The organism is Curvibacter cyanobacteriorum (assembly GCF_028649475.1).
Lineage (GTDB): Bacteria > Pseudomonadota > Gammaproteobacteria > Burkholderiales > Burkholderiaceae_C > Curvibacter > Curvibacter cyanobacteriorum.
In genome coordinates this window covers 519,962-537,837 of sequence record NZ_JAQSIP010000003.1, presented here as the reverse complement: position 1 = coordinate 537,837, position 17,876 = coordinate 519,962, and the positions used below count along the sequence as shown (strand labels likewise).

At 69.9% G+C, this 17,876-nt stretch carries 17 protein-coding genes; 10 read left to right on the top strand and 7 right to left on the bottom strand.

From position 1 onward, the window contains the following. Positions 1-47 precede the first annotated feature (47 nt). From PSQ40_RS08980 to PSQ40_RS08935, 10 genes are all read left to right on the top strand, one after another. A complete protein-coding gene (locus PSQ40_RS08980) occupies positions 48-1,262 on the top strand; it encodes an ABC transporter substrate-binding protein (protein ID WP_273950829.1) in 1,215 nt (404 codons plus the stop codon). Positions 1,263-1,286: 24 nt separating this feature from the next. Beyond that, entirely contained in the window at positions 1,287-2,207 is a 921-nt protein-coding gene (locus tag PSQ40_RS08975) for a branched-chain amino acid ABC transporter permease (protein WP_273950822.1), read from the top strand. Positions 2,208-2,219: 12 nt separating this feature from the next. Beyond that, positions 2,220-3,212, top strand: coding sequence for a branched-chain amino acid ABC transporter permease (locus tag PSQ40_RS08970; protein WP_273950815.1), 993 nt, complete (start codon positions 2,220-2,222; stop codon positions 3,210-3,212). Beyond that, the gene (locus PSQ40_RS08965; RefSeq protein ID WP_273950809.1) at positions 3,209-3,967 is read left to right on the top strand and encodes an ABC transporter ATP-binding protein; all 759 of its coding nucleotides are present in this window, start codon (positions 3,209-3,211) and stop codon (positions 3,965-3,967) included. The genes PSQ40_RS08970 and PSQ40_RS08965 overlap by 4 nt, the downstream gene beginning before the upstream one ends. Beyond that, positions 3,964-4,683 (top strand): ABC transporter ATP-binding protein, encoded by a 720-nt coding sequence (locus tag PSQ40_RS08960; protein ID WP_273950806.1) that lies wholly within the window; start codon positions 3,964-3,966, stop codon positions 4,681-4,683. The genes PSQ40_RS08965 and PSQ40_RS08960 overlap by 4 nt, the downstream gene beginning before the upstream one ends. 86 nt (positions 4,684-4,769) lie before the next feature. Then, positions 4,770-5,672, top strand: coding sequence for a helix-turn-helix transcriptional regulator (locus tag PSQ40_RS08955; RefSeq protein WP_273950800.1), 903 nt, complete (start codon positions 4,770-4,772; stop codon positions 5,670-5,672). A gap of 135 nt (positions 5,673-5,807) precedes the next feature. Further along, complete coding sequence (locus PSQ40_RS08950; protein ID WP_273950794.1) at positions 5,808-6,785, top strand: Bug family tripartite tricarboxylate transporter substrate binding protein; 978 nt, start codon at positions 5,808-5,810, stop codon at positions 6,783-6,785. A gap of 4 nt (positions 6,786-6,789) precedes the next feature. Next, positions 6,790-7,578, top strand: coding sequence for an SDR family NAD(P)-dependent oxidoreductase (locus tag PSQ40_RS08945; protein WP_273950787.1), 789 nt, complete (start codon positions 6,790-6,792; stop codon positions 7,576-7,578). 50 nt (positions 7,579-7,628) lie between these two features. Next, entirely contained in the window at positions 7,629-8,621 is a 993-nt protein-coding gene (locus PSQ40_RS08940; protein WP_273950780.1) for a fumarylacetoacetate hydrolase family protein, read from the top strand. A 4-nt stretch (positions 8,622-8,625) separates the two neighbouring features. Beyond that, positions 8,626-9,621, top strand: coding sequence for an NAD-dependent epimerase/dehydratase family protein (locus PSQ40_RS08935; protein WP_273950774.1), 996 nt, complete (start codon positions 8,626-8,628; stop codon positions 9,619-9,621). A 58-nt stretch (positions 9,622-9,679) separates the two neighbouring features. Here PSQ40_RS08935 and PSQ40_RS08930 read toward each other — a convergent pair whose 3' ends face one another. From PSQ40_RS08930 to PSQ40_RS08900, 7 genes are all read right to left on the bottom strand, one after another. Then, positions 9,680-10,747, bottom strand: a complete 1,068-nt coding sequence (locus tag PSQ40_RS08930) for a PfkB family carbohydrate kinase (RefSeq protein ID WP_273950767.1) — start codon at positions 10,745-10,747, stop codon at positions 9,680-9,682. Positions 10,748-10,828: 81 nt separating this feature from the next. Further along, a complete protein-coding gene (xylB, locus tag PSQ40_RS08925) occupies positions 10,829-12,301 on the bottom strand; it encodes a xylulokinase (RefSeq protein ID WP_273950760.1) in 1,473 nt (490 codons plus the stop codon). 159 nt (positions 12,302-12,460) lie between these two features. Then, positions 12,461-13,411 (bottom strand): AraC family transcriptional regulator, encoded by a 951-nt coding sequence (locus PSQ40_RS08920; RefSeq protein ID WP_273950752.1) that lies wholly within the window; start codon positions 13,409-13,411, stop codon positions 12,461-12,463. 43 nt (positions 13,412-13,454) lie between these two features. Beyond that, positions 13,455-14,879 carry a D-arabinitol 4-dehydrogenase gene (gene dalD, locus PSQ40_RS08915; protein WP_273950745.1) on the bottom strand — a complete coding sequence of 475 codons (1,425 nt, stop codon included), beginning with the start codon at positions 14,877-14,879 and terminating at the stop codon, positions 13,455-13,457. Positions 14,880-14,917: 38 nt separating this feature from the next. Further along, on the bottom strand, positions 14,918-15,979 hold the full coding sequence (locus tag PSQ40_RS08910; RefSeq protein ID WP_273950738.1) for an ABC transporter ATP-binding protein: 1,062 nt from the start codon (positions 15,977-15,979) through the stop codon (positions 14,918-14,920). A gap of 144 nt (positions 15,980-16,123) precedes the next feature. Further along, positions 16,124-16,963, bottom strand: coding sequence for a carbohydrate ABC transporter permease (locus tag PSQ40_RS08905; RefSeq protein WP_273950734.1), 840 nt, complete (start codon positions 16,961-16,963; stop codon positions 16,124-16,126). An 11-nt stretch (positions 16,964-16,974) separates the two neighbouring features. Beyond that, the gene (locus tag PSQ40_RS08900) at positions 16,975-17,835 is read right to left on the bottom strand and encodes a carbohydrate ABC transporter permease (protein WP_273950729.1); all 861 of its coding nucleotides are present in this window, start codon (positions 17,833-17,835) and stop codon (positions 16,975-16,977) included. Positions 17,836-17,876 lie beyond the last annotated feature (41 nt).

Sequence of the window (17,876 nt, the reverse complement as noted above, 5' to 3'; positions counted from 1 at the left end):
CAGTTTCTGTTCCATCCGATGTCCCTTCGCCCCCCAGGAGAGTTCCCATGCCTTCTCGACTTGCTTCCCCCAGCCAAACCCTGAGCCGCCAGCCCCTGAGCCGCCTGGCCCTTGCCACCGCCCTGGCCTGCAGCCCCTGGCTGGCCGCCCAGGCCGCGGACACGATCAAGGTCGGCGTGGCGCTCGACATCTCGGGGCCGTTTGCCACCGGTGGCGCCGAAGCGCGCGATGCGATCAACCTGGCGGCCAAGCTGCTGGGCAACCAGCTCGGCGGCGTGCCCGCAGAGTTCATCCAAATGGACACCGCCGGCAGCCCGGACCAGGCCAAGCAGGTGGTGGACCGACTGATCCAGCAAAGCAAGATCCACTTCTTCACCGGCCCCACGCCGTCCAACGTGGCCCTGGCGGTGGGCCCGGCCTTGTTCGCGGCCAAGGTGCCCTTCATCACCAGCAACCCGGGCCCGAGCCAGTACGCCGGTGCGCAGTGCAACCCCTACTTCTTTGGCCTGAGCTACCAGAACGACACCTGGGACGAGGCCGCCGGCCAGTACGCCACCGACAAGGGCTACAAGAACGCTTTCATCATCGCCCCCAACTACCCCGCCGGGCGGGACCACCTGACGGGCTTCAAGCGGCGCTACAAGGGCGAGGTGGTGGCCGAGGTCTACAGCAAGGTGGGCCAGCTCGACTACGCGGCCGAACTGGCCGAGATGCGCGCGGCCAAGCCGGCGGCGGTGTACTTCTTCCTGCCGGGTGCGATGGGCATCAACTTCATCAAGCAGTTCGTCGCCTCCGGCCTGTCCAAGGACACCGTGCTGGTGACCAGCCCGGCCTCGGCCGACGAGGATACGATTGCCGCGGTGGGCGAGCCGATGCTGGGCCTGTTCAGCACCTCGCAGTGGTCGCATGACCTGCCGGTGGCCGCGAACCAGAAGTTCGTCAGCGAGTTCCGCAAGGCCTACAACCGCTACCCCACCTTCTATGCCGCGCAGGCCTACGACGCCGTCCTGGCGATCGACGCCGCCGTGCGCGATGTGAAGGGCAAGGTCGAAGACAAGCCCGCGGTGCTCAAGGCGCTGAAGGCCGCCAACTTCGCGTCGGTGCGGGGCCCGTTCAAGTTCGACAACAACAACTTCCCGGTGCAGGACTACTACCTGCGCGTGATCGGCAAGAACGCCCAAGGTCAGATCACCAACAAGACCCTGACCACCGCGCTCAAAGGCCACCGCGACGCCTACCACGAGCAGTGCAAGATGAAGTAAGCCCCTGGGCACAAGGCGCGCAACATGACCACGATTCTTTTCATTGAGCAGGTGCTCAACGGGCTGGGCTACGGCTTCATGCTGTTCCTGCTGGCCGCCGGACTGACCCTGGTGTTCGGCATCATGGACGTCATGAACCTGGCCCATGGTTCGCTGTTCATGGCCGGCGCCTACGTCGCAGCCCATGTGCATTCCCGCACGGGCTCCTTCGTCATGGGCGTGCTGGCGGCCCTGGCGGTGGTGCTGGTGGCGGCCCTGTTGCTGGAGGTGTTCCTGGTGCGCCGCCTGTACGGGCGCGACCACCTGGCCCAGGTGCTGGCCACGTTTGGGGTCATCCTGGTGGCCGACGATGCGGTCAAGCTGATCTGGGGCGCGGCGCCCATCATGGCCTCGGCCCCGGCCGCGCTGTCGGGGCCGGTCGAGTTGCTGCCGGGCCTGATGTACCCGAGCTACCGGCTGCTGATCCTCGCGACGGGCGTGCTGGTGGCCTTGGGCCTGTACGGGCTGGTCAACCACACCCGGGTGGGCATGCTGGTGCGCGCCGGCGCCTCGAACCGGCGCATGGCCGAGTTCATGGGCGTGCGCGTCGGGCAGGTGTTCTCGATGGTGTTCCTGCTGGGGGCCGCCCTGGCGGCCCTGGCCGGGGCGCTGATGGGCCCGCTGACGGCCGTGCAGATCGGCATGGGCGAGGAGATCCTGATCCCCTCGCTGGTGGTGCTGGTGATCGGCGGTATCGGTTCGGTGCGCGGCGCCTTCGTGGCCGCCCTGGTGGTGGGCATGGTCGACACCATCGGACGCGCCTTCTTGCCGCTGCTGCTGCGCAGCTTCCTGTCGCCCGCCCTGGTGTCGGACCTGGCGCCGGCGATCGCGGGCCTCGCGACCTATGCCTTGATGGCGGGCGTGCTGGCCTTCAAACCCGCGGGCCTGTTCCCGGCCCGGGGCTGAGCAGGAGTGATGATGAAATTCGAACGTTGCTTGCCTTGGTTGCTGTGCGCGCTGCTGGCCCTGTTCCCGCTGGTGGCGCCGTCGCTGGGGCTGGACTTTTATGTCAGCTTTGTGCGCCGCGCGCTGATCTTGGCGCTGGCCGCCGCCAGCCTCAACTTCATCCTGGGCTTTGGCGGCATGGCCGCGCTGGGCCACGCGGGCTTTCTGGGGGTGGGGGCCTATGCGCTGGTGGCACTGGCGGACGCGGGCGTTGAGTCGGCCTGGCTGCTGTGGCCTGCGGCCATGGTGGTGGCGGGCGCGGTGGCGGCCCTGATTGGGCTGATCGCGCTGCGCACGCGCGGTGTCTACCTGATCATGAGCACGCTGGCCTTTGCCCAGATGCTGTACTACGTGGCCGTGTCGCTGCGCGTGTACGGCGGCGACGACGGCTACAACCTGCTGGCCCGCCCCAGCTTGGGCCTGGGCCTGGACAGCGCCGACGAAGCCACCTTCTACTGGGTCGTGCTGGCCCTGGTGGCCTTGGTGATGGCGGGCCTGAACCGCGCCACCCACTCGCGCTTTGGCCACGCCCTGATGGGCCTGCGCGACAACGAGACCCGCATGCGCGCCATGGGCTACCCGGTGTTCCGCCTGATGCTGGTGGCGTTTGCGCTGTCGGGCGCGCTGGCCGGGCTGGCGGGCGCCTTGCTGGTGTCCCACAACGCCTTTGTCAGCCCCTCGGTGATGCACTGGACGCAGTCCGCCACCTTGATCGTGATGGTGGTGATTGGCGGTGTCGGCCTGCGCTGGGGCGGGCCGGTGGGCGCCGTGGTGTGGATCGGGCTGGAAGAACTGGTCAAGCAGTTCACCGAGTACTGGCACCTGCCGCTGGGCCTGCTGCTGATCGTGATTGTGTTTGTCGCGCCGCGTGGCCTGGCCGGGCTGTTCGAGGCCGGGCGCTGGCCGCGGCGCCGCGCCCACAGTGAGCGCGCGGCAGCCGACCCTGCCGCCGGAGAAACCCCATGAGCCTGTTTGTTGTTCAAGGACTGGTCAAGCGCTTTGGCGCCCTGCTGGCCACCAACCACGTCTCGCTGGAGGTGCGCCCCGGCGAGATCCACGCCCTGATCGGGCCCAACGGCGCCGGCAAATCGACCTTGGTGAACCTGATCTCGGGGCTGCACGCGCCCGATGCGGGGCGCATCGAGCTTGATGGCACCGACCTCACGCCCCTGCCCATGGACGCCCGCATCCGGGCCGGCTTGTCGCGCTGCTTCCAGATCACCAGCATCTTCCCCAAGGCCACCGTGCTCGACAACCTGCTGCTGGCCGTGCAGGCGCAGTCGGGCAGCAGCCTGCGCTTTCTGGCCGACCGCCGGCGCGACCTGGCCCTGGCCGAGGCCGCCCGGGCCCTGGCGGCCCGCGTCGGGCTGGCCCACGCCCTGCAACGCATCGCCGGCACCCTGCCCCACGGCGCCCAGCGCCAGCTCGATGTGGCGCTGGCCCTGGCCGCGCGGCCCAAGCTCCTGTTGCTGGACGAGCCGATGGCGGGCATGGGCCCCGAGGACAGCGAGCGCATGACCGAGCTGATCCACACGCTGCGCCAGGACATGGCGATCCTGCTGATCGAACACGACATGAAAGCGGTGTTCGCGCTGGCCGACCGAATCACCGTGCTGGTGTACGGCCAGGTGCTGGTGTCGGGCGACGTGGAGACCATCCGCAACCACCCGCAAGTGCAAGCCGTTTACCTCGGCACTGAAACCACGGAGGCCGCTGTATGAGCGCGACCGTTCCCCTGCTCAGCGCCCACGGCCTGACGGCCGGCTACGGCGCCAGCCAGGTGCTGTTTGGCATCGACCTGGAGATTGCCAGCGGCCAGGTGGTGACCCTGCTGGGCCGCAACGGCATGGGCAAGAGCACCACCATCAAGACCCTGATCGGTGACCTGACCCTGCGCCAGGGCTCGATCCAGTTTGGCGGCCAGCGCCTCGATGGGCTGCGCCCCGACGCCATCGCGCGCCTGGGCATGGCCGTGGTGCCCGAAGGGCGCCAGTGCTTCCCCAACCTCACCGTGCACGAGCACCTGGTGGCCTTTGCGGACGTGCGCAACGGCCAGCGCGACAGCTGGAACGTCGAGCGCATCTACCGCATGTTCCCGCGCCTCAAGGAGCGGGCCCAGAACCTGGGCAACCAGCTGTCGGGCGGCGAGCAGCAGATGCTGGCGATTGGCCGCGCGCTGTCGACCAACCCGCGCCTGCTGATCCTTGACGAGGCCACCGAGGGGCTGGCACCGGTGATCCGCGAGGAGATCTGGCAGTGCCTGGCGCAGCTGCGCGAGGCGGGCCAGACCATCCTGGTGGTCGACAAGTACGTGGACCGCCTGGTGCGCCTGGCCGACCGGCATTTCATCCTGGAGCGCGGCCGCGTGGTGTGGCAGGGCAGCTCGGCCGAACTCGACAGCGACCGCAGCCTCTGGAAAACCCACCTCGGGGTCTGAGGCCCTTCGAGGGGGGGCAGGGCCCCACCCATGCCCAAAGCGGCCCAGTGCTGGCAAGATCACGGGGCGCGCTGTGGAGACCTGTGATGCCCCCTTCTTTCGACGAAAAACGCTGGCGACAAGCCCAGCAAGCCTACCTGGACGAGCCGCTGGCGGCCGTGCCCGATGAGCAGATCCGCCTGTCCAGCCGTGGCCGGCCCTGGCACGGGCTGTCGGTGTGGCACCAGATCGCCGACGCGGCCGACCTCTACATCCCGCCCGCGGGCAAGCACTGCATCATCGTGCGCAACGGGCCGGCCACGCGGCTGCAACAGCAGCATGGCCGCCTGAACTCGGACACCCTGTGGCGCCCCGGCGAGGTGCTGGTGCTGCCGGCCCACACCCCGAGCTTCTGGCGCACCGAACTGCCGCGCGACAACCTGCACCTGGACCTGTCGCCGCAGTGGCTGGAGCGCGTGCACGGCGAGCCGCTGGGGCCGCTGCCGCTGCGCAGCTGCTTTGGGGTGCAGGACCGGCTGCTGGGCGACATCACGCGCACGCTGGTGACCTCGCTGAGCGACAACACCTCCCTGCACACCCGCTTTGCCGAAGGCATGGCGCTCAGCGTGGCCGTGCACCTGCTGGAGCATTACCGCGCCCCCGGCGAGCAGGCCCTCAAGCGCTCGGGCCTGACACAGCGCCAGCTGCGCACCGTGTTCGACCTGGTCGACAGCCAGTTGCACCGCGCGGTGAGCCTGCAGGAGATGGCCGACGCCTGCCACCTGAGCCCCTACCACTTCAGCCGCAACTTCAAGTTCAGCTGTGGCCTGACGCCGCACCAGTACGTGCTGAAGTGCAAGATGGACAAGGCGCTCGAGCAACTGCGCCACAGCCGCAAGTCGATTGCCGAGATCGCTGCGGCGCTGGGCTTTGCCACCCCCTCGCATTTCAGCCGCACCTTTCACCGGCACTGGGGCGACACCCCCAGCGCCCTGCGCCGCGGGCCCTGAACAGCGCAAGAAAGTGACAGTCAGCGCAAGTTCCCGGCAGTCCACCCAAGCACACTGCGCTTCGAGCCAAGCGGGCCACCCCAGCAGGGGGCGTGTCCCGCCGGGATCGAAAGCCAACAGAACAAGGGGACTGACGTGAACCACCAACGCCGCATCTTTATCTCGGCCCTGGGCGCTGCCTGCGCCACGGGCAGCTGGGCGCAAAGCGCCAGCAAATTTCCCAACCGCGCCATCACCTGGGTGGTGCCCTACCCGGCCGGGGGCTTTGGCGACGCCCTGTCCCGCGTGCTGGCCCAGCAGCTGACCCAAAGCCTGAAGCAGCCCGTGATCGTCGAGAACAAGCCCGGCGCGGGCGGCCAGATCGCTGCGGCCTATGTCAAGCAATTGCCCGCCGATGGGCACACGCTGCTGTACGGCGACATTGGCCCCCTGGCCATGAACACCTCGCTCTACCCCCGGTTGAACTACGACGTGCAAAAGGACTTCATCCCGCTGACACGCCTGCTGACCTCGGCCCTGGTGCTGGTGGTGCCACCGAACAGCCCGCTGAAGTCGGTGGCCGACCTGCAAAAGGCCGCCAAGTCGGACAAGGCCCTGAACTACGGCTCCTTCGGCGTCGGCAGCCAGCCCCACATCTGGATGGAAATGCTCAAGCGCGAGTTCAATGGCAACCTGCAACATGTGGCCTACAAGGGGGCGGCGCCCGCGCTGCAGGACCTGATGGGGGGCCACATCGACGTCATGCTGGACGTGGCCGCCAACAGCCTGCCGCATGTGCGCGAAGGCAAGTTGCGGGCGCTGGCCGTGGTGGGCACCGACAAGCGACTGAGCCAGCTGCCCCAGGTGCCGACCATGAGCGAACTGGGCTATGCCAAGCTCAACGCGCCGGGCTGGACCGGTGTGGTGCTGCGCCAGGGCACCCCGGCGGCGGTGGTCGAGCAACTGCACGCCGCGGTGGTCAAGGCGGTGCAGTCGCCCGAGGTCATGGAACGCTTTGGTGACTTTGCCGTCACCCCGGCGCCGCAGAGCAGCAGCGACTTCGGCCAGTTCATCCAGGCCGAGACCGAGCGCTGGGGCCAGGTGATCAAGGCCGTGGGCGTCACGCTGGACTGAGCCCATGGCCGCCGTCCCCCACAGCCCCTTGTTCGACCTGCAGGGGCGCACCGTGCTGGTCACGGGTGCCACCGGCGGCCTGGGGCAGGCGCTGTGCCAGGCCCTGGCCGCGCACGGCGCCCAGCTGCTGGTGTGCGACCGCGACCCGGCGGCCTGCGAGCAACTGACCCAGGCCCTGCGCCACGCGGGCCATGCGGCGCACGCCCTGCCCTGTGACCTGGCCGACCCCGACCAGGTCCGGGCGCTGATCCGCGACGCGGCCCAGCCCTTTGGCCTGCCCCATGGCCTGGTCTGCAATGCCGGGGTGCAAGGCCCGGCCGGCCCCCTGCACGCGGTCAGCGACGCGGCCTGGGAGCAGGTCATGGACATCAACCTGCGCAGCGTGCACCGGCTGTGCGCCGGCCTGCTGCCGGCCATGGCCGCTCAGGGCGGCGCGCGCGTGGTGCTGATGTCCAGCATCGCGGGCCTGCGCGGCAATGGCCGCATCGGGCTGTACGGCCTGTCGAAAGCGGCGCTGGCCCAGCTGGCGCGCAACCTGGCCATCGAATGGGGCCCGCAGGGCGTGTGCGTGAACGCCCTCTCGCCGGGCCTGATCCGCACCCCGCTGGCCACCGAGCTGCTCAACAACCACGACTTCATGTCACGCCGCCTGGCCCAGACCCCGCTGCGCCGCGTCGGCGAGCCACACGAGGTGGCCGGCCTGGCGGTATTGCTGCTGAGCGCCGCGGGCGGCTTCATCACCGGCCAGAACCTGGTCGTCGATGGGGGCACCACGGTGTCCGACGGCAGCTGACGACGCGCCGCCCGCGCGCACGTCACCGACTTCATTTTTTGGGAGACACCATGAAATTTGCAACCCTGGCCGATGGCGGCCTGGATGGCCGCCTGCTGCTGGTCTCGCGCGACCTGCAACAGGCCTGCGACGCCAGCGACCTGGCGCCCCACCTGCTGCACGCGGTGCAGCACTGGGCCCAGGTGGCCCCGGCCCTGCAACAGCGTTACGACGCCTTGAATGCCGGCCAGGTGGCGGGCGCCTTCGCCCTCAACACCGAGCGGCTGGCCGCGCCCCTGCCACGCAGCCCGCAGTGGTGCGATGGCTCGGCGTTCCTGAACCACGGCCGCCTGATGGAGCGCGCCTTCAACACGCCCCCGATCCCGGCGTTCGACACCGTGCCCGTGATGTACCAGGGGGCCAGCGACGACTTCCTGGGGCCGCGGGCCGACGTGCCCCTGCCCAGCGAGGCCGATGGCATTGATTTCGAGGGCGAGTTCGGGGTGGTGCTCGACGAAGTGCCCATGGCCACGCCCGCCGAGCGGGCCCTGGCGCATGTGCGCCTGCTGGTGCAGATCAACGACTGGAGCCTGCGCGCACTGGGGCCGCGCGAGATGAAAAGCGGCTTCGGCTTCTTGCAGGCCAAGCCGTCGTGCAGCTGGGCCCCGGTGGCCATCACGCCCGACGAGCTGGGCCCGCACTGGCAGGACGGCCGGGTGCACCTGGCGCTGCAGGTGCACTGGAACGGCGCCTGGTTCGGTCACCCGCATGGGCGGGAAATGAACTTCGGGTTTCATGAGCTGATCGCGCACGCGGCGCGCACCCGGCGCCTGAGCGCGGGCACGGTGATCGGCTCGGGCACGGTGTCGAATGCGGCGCGCGAGCGCGGCTCCAGTTGCATCGCCGAGCGCCGGGTGATCGAACTGCTGGACCAGGGCGAGATCCGCACCGGCTTCATGCGCTTTGGCGACCTGGTGCGCATGGAAGCCTGCGGGCCCGAGGGGGGCCCGGGGCCATTTGGCGTGATCGATCAGCGCGTGGTCGCGTATCCCCCGAAGGCCTGATCCCATGCACATCCTGATCACAGGGGCCGATGGCTTTGTCGGTGCCGCCCTGGTGCAGCGCCTGCTCACCGAGCCGCCACCGGCCCTCGCCGCCCGCCCACTGCACCTGAGCCTGCTGGACCGCCAGTTCAGGGCGCCCCCGACGGCGCCCCAGGTCGAGCAGCACGCGGGGGACCTGAGCGACCCGGCGCTGCTCCAGCGCGTGCTGGCCACGCCGGTGGACCTGGTGTTCCACCTCGCCAGCCTGCCCGGCGCGCAGGCCGAGCGCGACCCCGAGCTGGGCCTGGCGGCCAACCTGCTGGCCCCGGTGGCCCTGCTGAACGCGCTGGCGCAACAGCGCCGCCAGTCCGCCACAGCCCCGGTGCCGCGGGTGGTGTTGGCCAGCTCGGTGGCGGTGTACGGCCCGACCGACCCCAGCCGCCGCCTGCACGAGGACGCGCGGCCCCAACCGGCGCTGAGCTATGGCACCCACAAATGGATGACCGAGCTGCTGCTGGCCGACCACAGCCGGCGCGGCGAACTGGACGGCCGCAGCCTGCGCTTGCCCGGCATCGTGGCCCGCCCGAGCCGCGAATCAGGCCACGGCTCGGCCTTCATGAGCCAGATTTTTCATGCCCTGCGCGAGGGCCAGGTGTACCGCTGCCCGACCTCGCCGCAGGCCACCGCCTGGTGGATGTCGCTGGGCTGCTGCCTGGACAACCTGCTGCACGCCGCCACCCTGCCCGCCGACGGCCTGCCGGCCAGCCGCTGCTGGCAGGTGCCGGTGTTGACGGCGTCGGTGGACCAGGTCGTGCAGGCCATCGAACAGGCCCTGGGGGCCGAGGCACCGCCGCACCTGGCCTACCACCCGGACGCCGAGATCGAGGCGCGCTTTGGCCGCTACCCGGCCATCGACACCCCGGCAGCCGAGGCGGCCGGCTTCCGCCACGACGGCTCGATCGCGGGCCTGGTGGCGCGGGTGCTGATCCAGCTGGACGCCGCGGACGGGGCCGCCCGCTGAGGCACCAGCCGCCCGCGGCGCGCGCAGACCGAGCCGCCCCAGCCCCAGCCCCGGGCGCTCAGGCCGTCTCAGCCGTCTCAGCCGTCTCAGCCGTCTCAGCCGTCTCAGCCGTCTCAGCCGGGTGTTGCCGGGCCCAGGCCGCGGCGGCCGCCCAGCTGGGCGGGACGCAGCCCTGGGCCATCACACACAGGCTGGCACTGGCCAGGGCATGGCGCAAGGCCTGCCCACAGGCCGCCGCGCCACGCTGCGCCAGGTCGGCCGCAAACTGACCGCGCCGCGCGGGTGGGGTCTGGTGCAGCAGGTGGGCCAGCAAGCCGGCCAAAAAGCTGTCACCCGCGCCCACGGTGTCCACCACCGGCAGGGCCTGCGCCTCGCGCGCAAAACAGGCAAAGCCCTGACGGTGCAACAGCCAGGCGCCCTCGGCCCCCAGCGTCAGCGCCAGCAGCTGGGCCTGCGGGTGGGCGGCCAGCAGCTGGCGGGCCTGGGCCAGCGCATCGCCTCCCGGCACGCCCAGGTGCACCAGGTCCTCGTCGCTGACCTTGATGAGGTGGGCGTGGGCCAAGGCCGCGTGCACGGTGCGGCGGTAAGCGCCAAGGTCGGGCATGACCGAGGGGCGCAGGTTGGCGTCCACCACCACGCAGTGGCCGGCGGCGCGCTGGGCCGCCAGCCAGGGCAGGTAACGCTCGGTGTCGCGGGCGTCCAGCGCCAGCGCGCCGGTGCAGGTGATTTGTAGCCCGGGCAAGGCCGCGCAGGCGGCGTCCAGGCCCTGGGCCGAGACCGCGCGGTCGGCCACACCGTCGCGGTAGAACGCGTAGTCGGGGTGGCCCTGGTCGTCGAGGTTGACCACCGCCAGGGAGGTGACCTCGGGCACCGGCTCGGCTTGCGCGAGGTGCACGCCGTCGGCCACCAGCTGCGCCGCCAGGTCGCGGCCGAAGCGGTCCTGCGACAGCGGGTTCAGGTACTGCGTGCCCACCCCCTGGCGGGCCAGCGCCCGGCACAGGTTGTAGAGCGCACCGCCCAGGCACGGCAGGTAGCTGCCATCGGGGCGGCGGATCAGATCGATCAGGGCTTCGCCCGCGACGGCGACCTGAAGGGGCGAAGGCTGGGGGGTGGCGGCATGGGTCATGGCGAAGTGTGTGAGGGCGAAGGGGGTGAGATCCACCCCAAACAGGGGCGGGGACAGCGCGGACGGGTGGGGCCTGGGGGCTCAGAAATGGGCTTGCAAGGCGGGGTACAAGGCGACAAAGCGGGCCTGGCGTTCGGCCAGCCAGGCTTGCTGCTCGGGCCGCGGCAGGTAGGTGGCCTCGGCGGCCAGGGGCTGGCACCAGTGCGCCTCATCGCCGCCACAGGCCATGGCGGCCAGGCGGGCGGCGCCCAGGGCCGCGGCGGCATGGGCCCCCTCGGGGCGCTGCAGCGGCAGGCCCAAGGTGCTGGCCAGCAGCTGGGCCCAGGCCCCGCTGCGCGCCCCGCCGCCCACCAGGGCCAGAGGGGCTTCGCTGGTGTCGGCCGCGGCGCGCGCCTGGCGCATGCCGTTGAGGCCGTCGAGCAGGCCGAAGCCCACGCCCTCCATCACCGCGTAGGCCAGGTCAACCGCCTCGTGCTCGGCCCGCAGGCCCATGAAGACGCCGCTGGCGGCCGCGTTGTTGTGCGGTGTGCGCTCGCCACTGAGGTAGGGCAGGAACAGCGGCGCCTGGCGTTGCCGATCGGCGCTCAGGGCTGCAACCTGGGCCGACAGGTGCGCCTCGTCGCCCTGCCCGGTCAGGCGCGTCACCCAGCCAAAGGCACTGGCGGCGCTGAGCATGACCGACATCTGGTGCCAGCGCTGCGGCAGCGCATGGGCAAAGGCGTGCACGGCGCGCGCCGTGGCGGGCGCAAAGGCGTCGGTGACCTGAAACACCACGCCCGAGGTGCCCAGCGAGACGAAGCCCTGCCCGGCCGTGCGGGCCCCGACACCGACGGCGCTGGCCGCGTTGTCGCCGGCCCCGGCCGCCACCACCACCTCGCCCGTCAGGCCCCAGCGGCGCGCCACCTCGCCCAGCAGGGTGCCGGTGGGCGCACTGCCCTCGGCCAGCGCGGGCATGTGGGAGAGGTCCAGGCCACAAGCCTGCAGCAGGGTGGGGCTCCAGGCGCGGGCCTGCACATCGAGCCACAGCGTGCCCGAGGCGTCGGACAGGTCGCTCACGGCCCGCCCGGTGAGTTGCCAGCGCAGCCAATCTTTGGGGAGCAGCACGCGTCGGATCTGCGCGAACAGCGCCGGCTCGTGGGTGCGCAGCCACAGCAGTTTGGGGGCGGTGAAACCCGGCATGGCCAGGTTGCCGGTGATCTGACGCGAGCTGGGGACCGCACGCTCCAGCGCGGCACATTCGGCACTGGCCCGGCCGTCGTTCCACAGGATGGCCGGTCGCAGCACCTGGCCCTGGGCGTCCAGCACCACCGCCCCGTGCATGTGCCCCGACAGGCCGATGCCACGCACCTGGGCCCAGGCCGCCGGTGACTGTGCCCGCAGCTGCTGCACCGCGGTCTCGAGCGCCGCCAGCCAATCGGCCGGGTGTTGCTCGCTCCACCCCGCCTGGGGCCGGTGCTGGGGGACGGCGGCGTCGGCCGTGGCGACGGCGCGCTGTTGTTCGTCGAGCAACAGGAGCTTGACACCCGAGGTGCCGAGGTCGATTCCGAGGTACATGGGGTGGGACCTGTCAGAGAAGGGGTTCAAGGGGATGGGGGGGCGGCCGGGGCATGCCCGCGGGGCGCGCGGACCGCGGCCAGGCCGGCCGCCACGGGGCCAGGGGCTTGGGCGGGTGGGGGGCGCCGGCCGGTGGGCTCAGGGGGCGCGGCCTCGCCCTCAGGCCGTGGGGCCGGGCGCCGCGGTCTTGCCAAAGCGACCGACGCCCTGCTTGCGGTATTCGCGGGGGGTCATGCCCTTGATGTCCAGGAAACGGCGGTTGAAGTTGGCCATGTTGTTGAAGCCCACGTCGTAGGCGATGTGGGTGATGTAGCGGTCGGTCTCCATCAGCAGCTGGCAGGCCCGGTTGACGCGCACCAGGTTCACAAAGTCGGTGAAGGTGTTGCCCGTGGCGCGGCGGAAGAAGCGCGAAAAGCGACTCTCCGTCATGCCCAGCTCTTGGGCCAGGTCGGCCGCCGACAGCGGCTCGGCCAGGTGGTCCGTGATGCGGCTGACGATGTCGTTGATCTGCGCCAGCTGGGTGTCGCTGTCCTCGCTTTGCAGCTGTGCGCTGGACAACAGGCGGTAGTCGGTGCAGCGGGCCAGCTCGCCCATCCACTCGCAAAACGCCGCAAAGCGCGCCAGCCCCTGGGTGGACTTGATGCGCTGCCAGTGCGCCGTGGCCTGGGCCTGCAGGCCAAAGAACTCGATGCCGTGGCGCGCCCGCTCCAGCAGGGGCATCACCTCGCGCAGCTCCGGGATGCCCTGGCTGGCCTCCACCAGCGGCTGGTGCGGGAACTGCACCACCAGATCGCGCTCGGGGTAGCCGGCCTCGGGCACGTCCATGCTGATCCAGTTGTGGGGCAGGCGCGGCCCGGTCAGCACCAGCTGGCCGGGCGCGAACTGGCCGATCCAGTCGCCGACAAAGACCTTGCCCGACGAGGCCGTGATCAGGTGCAACTCGTACTCGTCGTGGTAGTGCCAGCGCGCCAGCGGGGTCGGAAATCCGTGAGACAGGCAGCAGATGAAGCCCGCCGTGTCGGGCGACTCGTAGCCCAGTTCGGGCGAGCGGGAATAGGCATGCTCAAGCTCAGGCTTGGTGAGTCGCGGCAGGGCGTGAAGCGAGGACATGGCGTGGTTGGGCGGGTGGGCAGTGGGTGGACAGCGGGCGGGCTTATTGTGCGGCGGCCCGCTGACGCGGGTGATCGGCAACCCACTCCGCCACCTGGCGGCTGGCCAGGCGCAGGGCCTGCACCAGGCGTGCGTCGCCCGCCAGCTCGCCCCACAGCACCGGGTCGGCGGCGAACGCGGCCACCGGGTCGGGCGACTCGCAAATGGCGTGGGCCGCGGCGGGGTCCATGGCCTGGTCCTGGTAGGTGTAGGGAATCTGCCCGGCGTGCCAGCGCTGCAGGTAGGCCAGGAACAGAGCCGGCAGCACGGCCACCGCGGCGATGCCCTCGCCGCGCGCCAGGCGCTCGCGAAGCGTGGGGGCAATGAAGCCGGGGATCTTGCTGTAGCCGTCCATGGCCACGCGCTGGTTGGTGTCTTCGATGGCGGGGTTGCCAAAGCGCTCCAGCACCACGTCGCGGTAGGCGGCCAGGTCCAGCGGGCTGGGTTGCAGCACGGGGATGGTGTCCTGGGTCACGTAGTCGTAGGCCAGCTGGCGGATGGCCGGGTCGCGCGTGCCTTCATGGATGAACTGGTAGCCCACCAGGGTGCCGGCCCAGGCGATGCAGCTGTGCGTGGCATTGAGCAGGCGGATCTTGGCTTCTTCGTAGGCCGCGACGGACTCGACCAACTCCACCCCCACGCGTTCCCATGCGGGGCGGCCGTTGACAAAGCGGTCCTCGATGACCCACTGGATGAAGCTCTCGCCCATCAGGGCGGCCGGGTCGGTGCGGCCCGTGGCAGCCCGAACCCGCGCCACCACCTCGGCGGTCGGGCGCGGGGTGATGCGGTCCACCATCGCGTTGGGGCTGCTGGTGTGGCTGACGATCCAGTCGGCCAGCGACGTGTCCCCCAGGGCCTGCACGAACTGCAGCAGGCCGCTGCGCGAGCGGTCGCCGTTGTGGCGCAGGTTGTCGCAGTTGAGCAGGGTGATGGCCCCGGCCCCCGCGTCACGCCGAGCGCGCAGCAAAGTGGTGAGGGCCCCGTACAGCGTGCTGCCGGCGCGGCCCTCGCGCAGCGCCTGCAAATCGGCCTGCAGGTCCGGGGCCGCGGCCCAGTCGAGCTGGTGCTGGCTGTCGAGGTAGTAGCCGGCCTCGGTCACCGTGAACGACAGGATGCGCGTGCCGGGCTGGGTGGCCAGGGCCACCAGGCCCGACAGGTCCGGCGTGTAGGGCACCACGGTGCGGATCGACTCGACCCAGGTGTAACGGCGCTCGCCCTGGGCGCTGACCGTCTCCAGCGTGTAGGCCCCGCCCTGGGCTTGCAGCGCGGCGATGGTGTCGGGCATGTCGGGCCGCAGGTTGCCCCCGGCCAGCACCCAGCGGGTGTCGCCGAGCTGGTGCAGTTGGTGCAGGTACAGGGCCTGGTGGGCGCGGTGGAAGGAGCCCAGCCCCAGGTGCAGGATGGTGAGCGTGTCGTGTGCGTTGGTCATGGGATGGCGACGTCAAAAAGGCAAAAGGGGTTCGGCGATCAAGCGGCGCTGGCGGGCCCGGCGGCCGGGGCCGGGACCACGCGCCCGGCGGGGTCAAACCAATGCGCCTGCTCGGTGGCCACCTGGAGCGAGACGGGGTCGCCCGCCACCAGCGGGGTGCGTGCGTTGAGGCGGGCCACCAGGGACGCGCCCTCGACGGTGCGCACGTACAGCAGGGTTTCGGCCCCCAGGGCCTCGACCAGCTCGACCTGCCCGTTGACCGAGCCCTGCCCCGGGGCCTGCACGCTGACGGCCTCGGGCCGCAGCCCGATCGAGCCCCCCGCCGCCGCCGCGGGGGCGCAGCGCTGCAAGGCGGCCGGCAGCTGGTCCAGCGGCAGCACATTCATCTGCGGCGTGCCGATGAACTGCGCCACGAACTGGTTGGCGGGCCGGTCATAGAGCTCCAGCGGCGACCCCACCTGCTCGATCTGGCCGTCGCGCAGCACCACCACCTTGTCGGCCAGCGTCATGGCCTCGACCTGGTCATGCGTCACGTAGATGGTGGTGGCGCCCAGGTCACGGTGCAGCTTGGCAATCTCCACCCGGGTCTGGCCGCGCAGCGCGGCGTCGAGGTTGGACAGCGGCTCGTCAAACAGGAACACCTTGGGCGCGCGCACGATGGCGCGACCGATGGCGACGCGTTGACGCTGACCACCCGACAGCTCTTTGGGGGTGCGCTGCAGGTACTGGGTGAGGTTGAGGATGCGCGCGGCGTTCTGCACTTTCTCGTCGATGACCTGCTTGTCGACCTTGGCGAGCTTGAGCGCAAAGCTCATGTTCTCGTAGACGCTCATGTGCGGGTACAGCGCGTAGCTCTGGAACACCATGGCCAGGTCGCGCTGGCTCGAAGGCTGGTCGGTGATGTCCCGGCCGTCGAGCCTCAGCGCACCACCATCGATGGACTCCAGCCCGGCGATCAGGCGCAGCAAAGTGGACTTGCCACAGCCCGAGGGGCCGACAAACACAATGAACTCCCCCTGGTGGATGGTGAGGTCGATGCCTTTGATGGCGCGGTGCTCGCCAAAGAATTTTTCAATGCCACGCAATTGAAGGTAGGCCACGCTATTGCTCCGCAAAACAGGTTGATTCGGGTCGGGACCGCAGGCACAGGCCGCGGCCAAAGTGAGGGGCTGCCAGGGGGGACGCAGCACCGGCGGGACCGGGCTGCCGACCGCCCCCGCGCAGGAAGGGGTGGCGCGGCGGGCTCATTTCACGGCGCCGAAGGTGAGGCCTTGCACCAGTTGCTTTTGACTGAACCAGCCAAACACCACGATGGGGGCAATGGCCAGCAGCGAGGCCGCCGACAGCTTGGCCCAGAACAGGCCCTCGGGGCTGGAGTAGGAGGCGATCAGCGTGGCCAGCGTGCCCGCCTTGGCGGCGCTGAGGTTCAGGCTCCAGAAGGCCTCGTTCCACGACAGCACCAGGCACAGCAGGCCCGTGGAAGCGAGCCCCCCCATGCCCAGCGGCAGCAGCACCAGCCGCACTTCTTGCCACAGCGTGGCGCCATCCATGCGCGCGGCCTCGAGGATCTCGCGCGGGATGTCCTTGAAGTGCGAGTACAGCATCCAGACCATGATGGGCAGGTTGGACAGCGCGAACACGATGATCAGCGCCAGCTGGGTGTCGAGCAGGTGGCTCTTTTGCGCCAGCACATAGATGGGGACCAGGGCGCCCACGGCCGGCATCATCTTGGTGGAGAGCATCCACATGAGGATGTCCTTGGTGTAGCGGCCTTTGAAGAACGCCATCGCATAGGCCGCGGGCGCGGCCAGCAACAGGCCCAGCAGCGTGGAGAGCACACTGGTGATGACGGAGTTCTTGGCGTAGAGCAGGTAGTCGCTGCGCTCCTGCACCTCGTGGAAGTTCTCCAGTGTCGGGGTGAACAGGATTTGCGGCGGCACGGCAATCGCCTGCAACTCGGTCTTGAAGGCGGTCAGAAACAACCAGGCCAGCGGAAACACCAGCAACAGGGCCACGGCCCAGGCCAGCGTGGTGCGCAGGATCAGCAGGCCCTGCAGGCGTCGGGAACGGCGTCGAGTGGTCATGGGGTGCAGCCTTACTGGTCGAGGTTCTTGCCAACCATGCGGATCAGGAACCAGGCGGCGATGTTGGCCAGCAGCACCGCGAACAGCGCCCCGGCCGATGCCACGCCGGCGTCGAAGTTGAGCAGCGCCTGCTTGAAGATCAAGAAGGTGACATTGGTGCTGGCATCGCCGGGTCCACCACCGGTGGTGGTGTAGATCTCGGCAAAGATGCTGAGCAGGAAGATCAGCTCGATCATCACCACCACCGCCATCGAGCGCCCCAGGTGCGGCAGGTACAGGTAGCGCAGTTGCTGCAAGTAGGAGGCGCCATCCATGCGGGCGGCCTCAAGCTGTTCGTGGTTCATGCTCTGCAGCGCGGTCATGAAGATCAGCGTGGCAAACGGCAGCCACTGCCAGGACACCATGACGATGACCGAGAACAGGGGGTAGTCGGTGAGCCAGTCCACCGGTTGCGCACCGAACGCGATCCACACCTGGGCCAGCACGCCGTAGATGGGGTTCATCATCATGTTCTTCCACATCAGCGCGTTCACGGTGGGCATGACAAAGAACGGCGAAATCAGCAGCACCCGCACGATGCCACGGCCCGGAAACGGGTCGTTGATGAGCAGCGCGATCGCCACCCCCAACACCACGGTGATCGGGATCACGCTGCCCAGCAGCCACACGGTGTTGAGCACCGCGGTGCCGAACGAGGGGTCGGTGATGAAGAACTCAAAATTCTCCAGGCCCGCCCAGCCCGATTCGTCGGGCTGCATGAGGTTGTAGCGGATGAGCGAGAAATACACCGTCATCACCAGGGGCACGATCATCCAGAGGAAGAGCGTGGCCATGGCGGGCGTGAGCAGCAGGCGAGGAAGCAGGCGGTTCATGGGGTTTCCGGTACAGGCTGAAGCAGCACGGCGCGGCAGTC

What these genes read in the sequence shown, in the direction of transcription:
- PSQ40_RS08980 (WP_273950829.1), top strand. Translation starts at nt 48, where the DNA reads ATGCCTTCTCGACTTGCTTCCCCCAGCCAAACCCTGAGCCGCCAGCCC.
- PSQ40_RS08975 (WP_273950822.1), top strand. Translation starts at nt 1,287, where the DNA reads ATGACCACGATTCTTTTCATTGAGCAGGTGCTCAACGGGCTGGGCTAC.
- PSQ40_RS08970 (WP_273950815.1), top strand. Translation starts at nt 2,220, where the DNA reads ATGAAATTCGAACGTTGCTTGCCTTGGTTGCTGTGCGCGCTGCTGGCC.
- PSQ40_RS08965 (WP_273950809.1), top strand. Translation starts at nt 3,209, where the DNA reads ATGAGCCTGTTTGTTGTTCAAGGACTGGTCAAGCGCTTTGGCGCCCTG.
- PSQ40_RS08960 (WP_273950806.1), top strand. Translation starts at nt 3,964, where the DNA reads ATGAGCGCGACCGTTCCCCTGCTCAGCGCCCACGGCCTGACGGCCGGC.
- PSQ40_RS08955 (WP_273950800.1), top strand. Translation starts at nt 4,770, where the DNA reads ATGCCCCCTTCTTTCGACGAAAAACGCTGGCGACAAGCCCAGCAAGCC.
- PSQ40_RS08945 (WP_273950787.1), top strand. Translation starts at nt 6,790, where the DNA reads ATGGCCGCCGTCCCCCACAGCCCCTTGTTCGACCTGCAGGGGCGCACC.
- PSQ40_RS08940 (WP_273950780.1), top strand. Translation starts at nt 7,629, where the DNA reads ATGAAATTTGCAACCCTGGCCGATGGCGGCCTGGATGGCCGCCTGCTG.
- PSQ40_RS08935 (WP_273950774.1), top strand. Translation starts at nt 8,626, where the DNA reads ATGCACATCCTGATCACAGGGGCCGATGGCTTTGTCGGTGCCGCCCTG.
- PSQ40_RS08930 (WP_273950767.1), bottom strand. Translation starts at nt 10,747, where the DNA reads ATGACCCATGCCGCCACCCCCCAGCCTTCGCCCCTTCAGGTCGCCGTC.
- xylB (WP_273950760.1), bottom strand. Translation starts at nt 12,301, where the DNA reads ATGTACCTCGGAATCGACCTCGGCACCTCGGGTGTCAAGCTCCTGTTG.
- PSQ40_RS08920 (WP_273950752.1), bottom strand. Translation starts at nt 13,411, where the DNA reads ATGTCCTCGCTTCACGCCCTGCCGCGACTCACCAAGCCTGAGCTTGAG.
- dalD (WP_273950745.1), bottom strand. Translation starts at nt 14,879, where the DNA reads ATGACCAACGCACACGACACGCTCACCATCCTGCACCTGGGGCTGGGC.
- PSQ40_RS08905 (WP_273950734.1), bottom strand. Translation starts at nt 16,963, where the DNA reads ATGACCACTCGACGCCGTTCCCGACGCCTGCAGGGCCTGCTGATCCTG.
- PSQ40_RS08900 (WP_273950729.1), bottom strand. Translation starts at nt 17,835, where the DNA reads ATGAACCGCCTGCTTCCTCGCCTGCTGCTCACGCCCGCCATGGCCACG.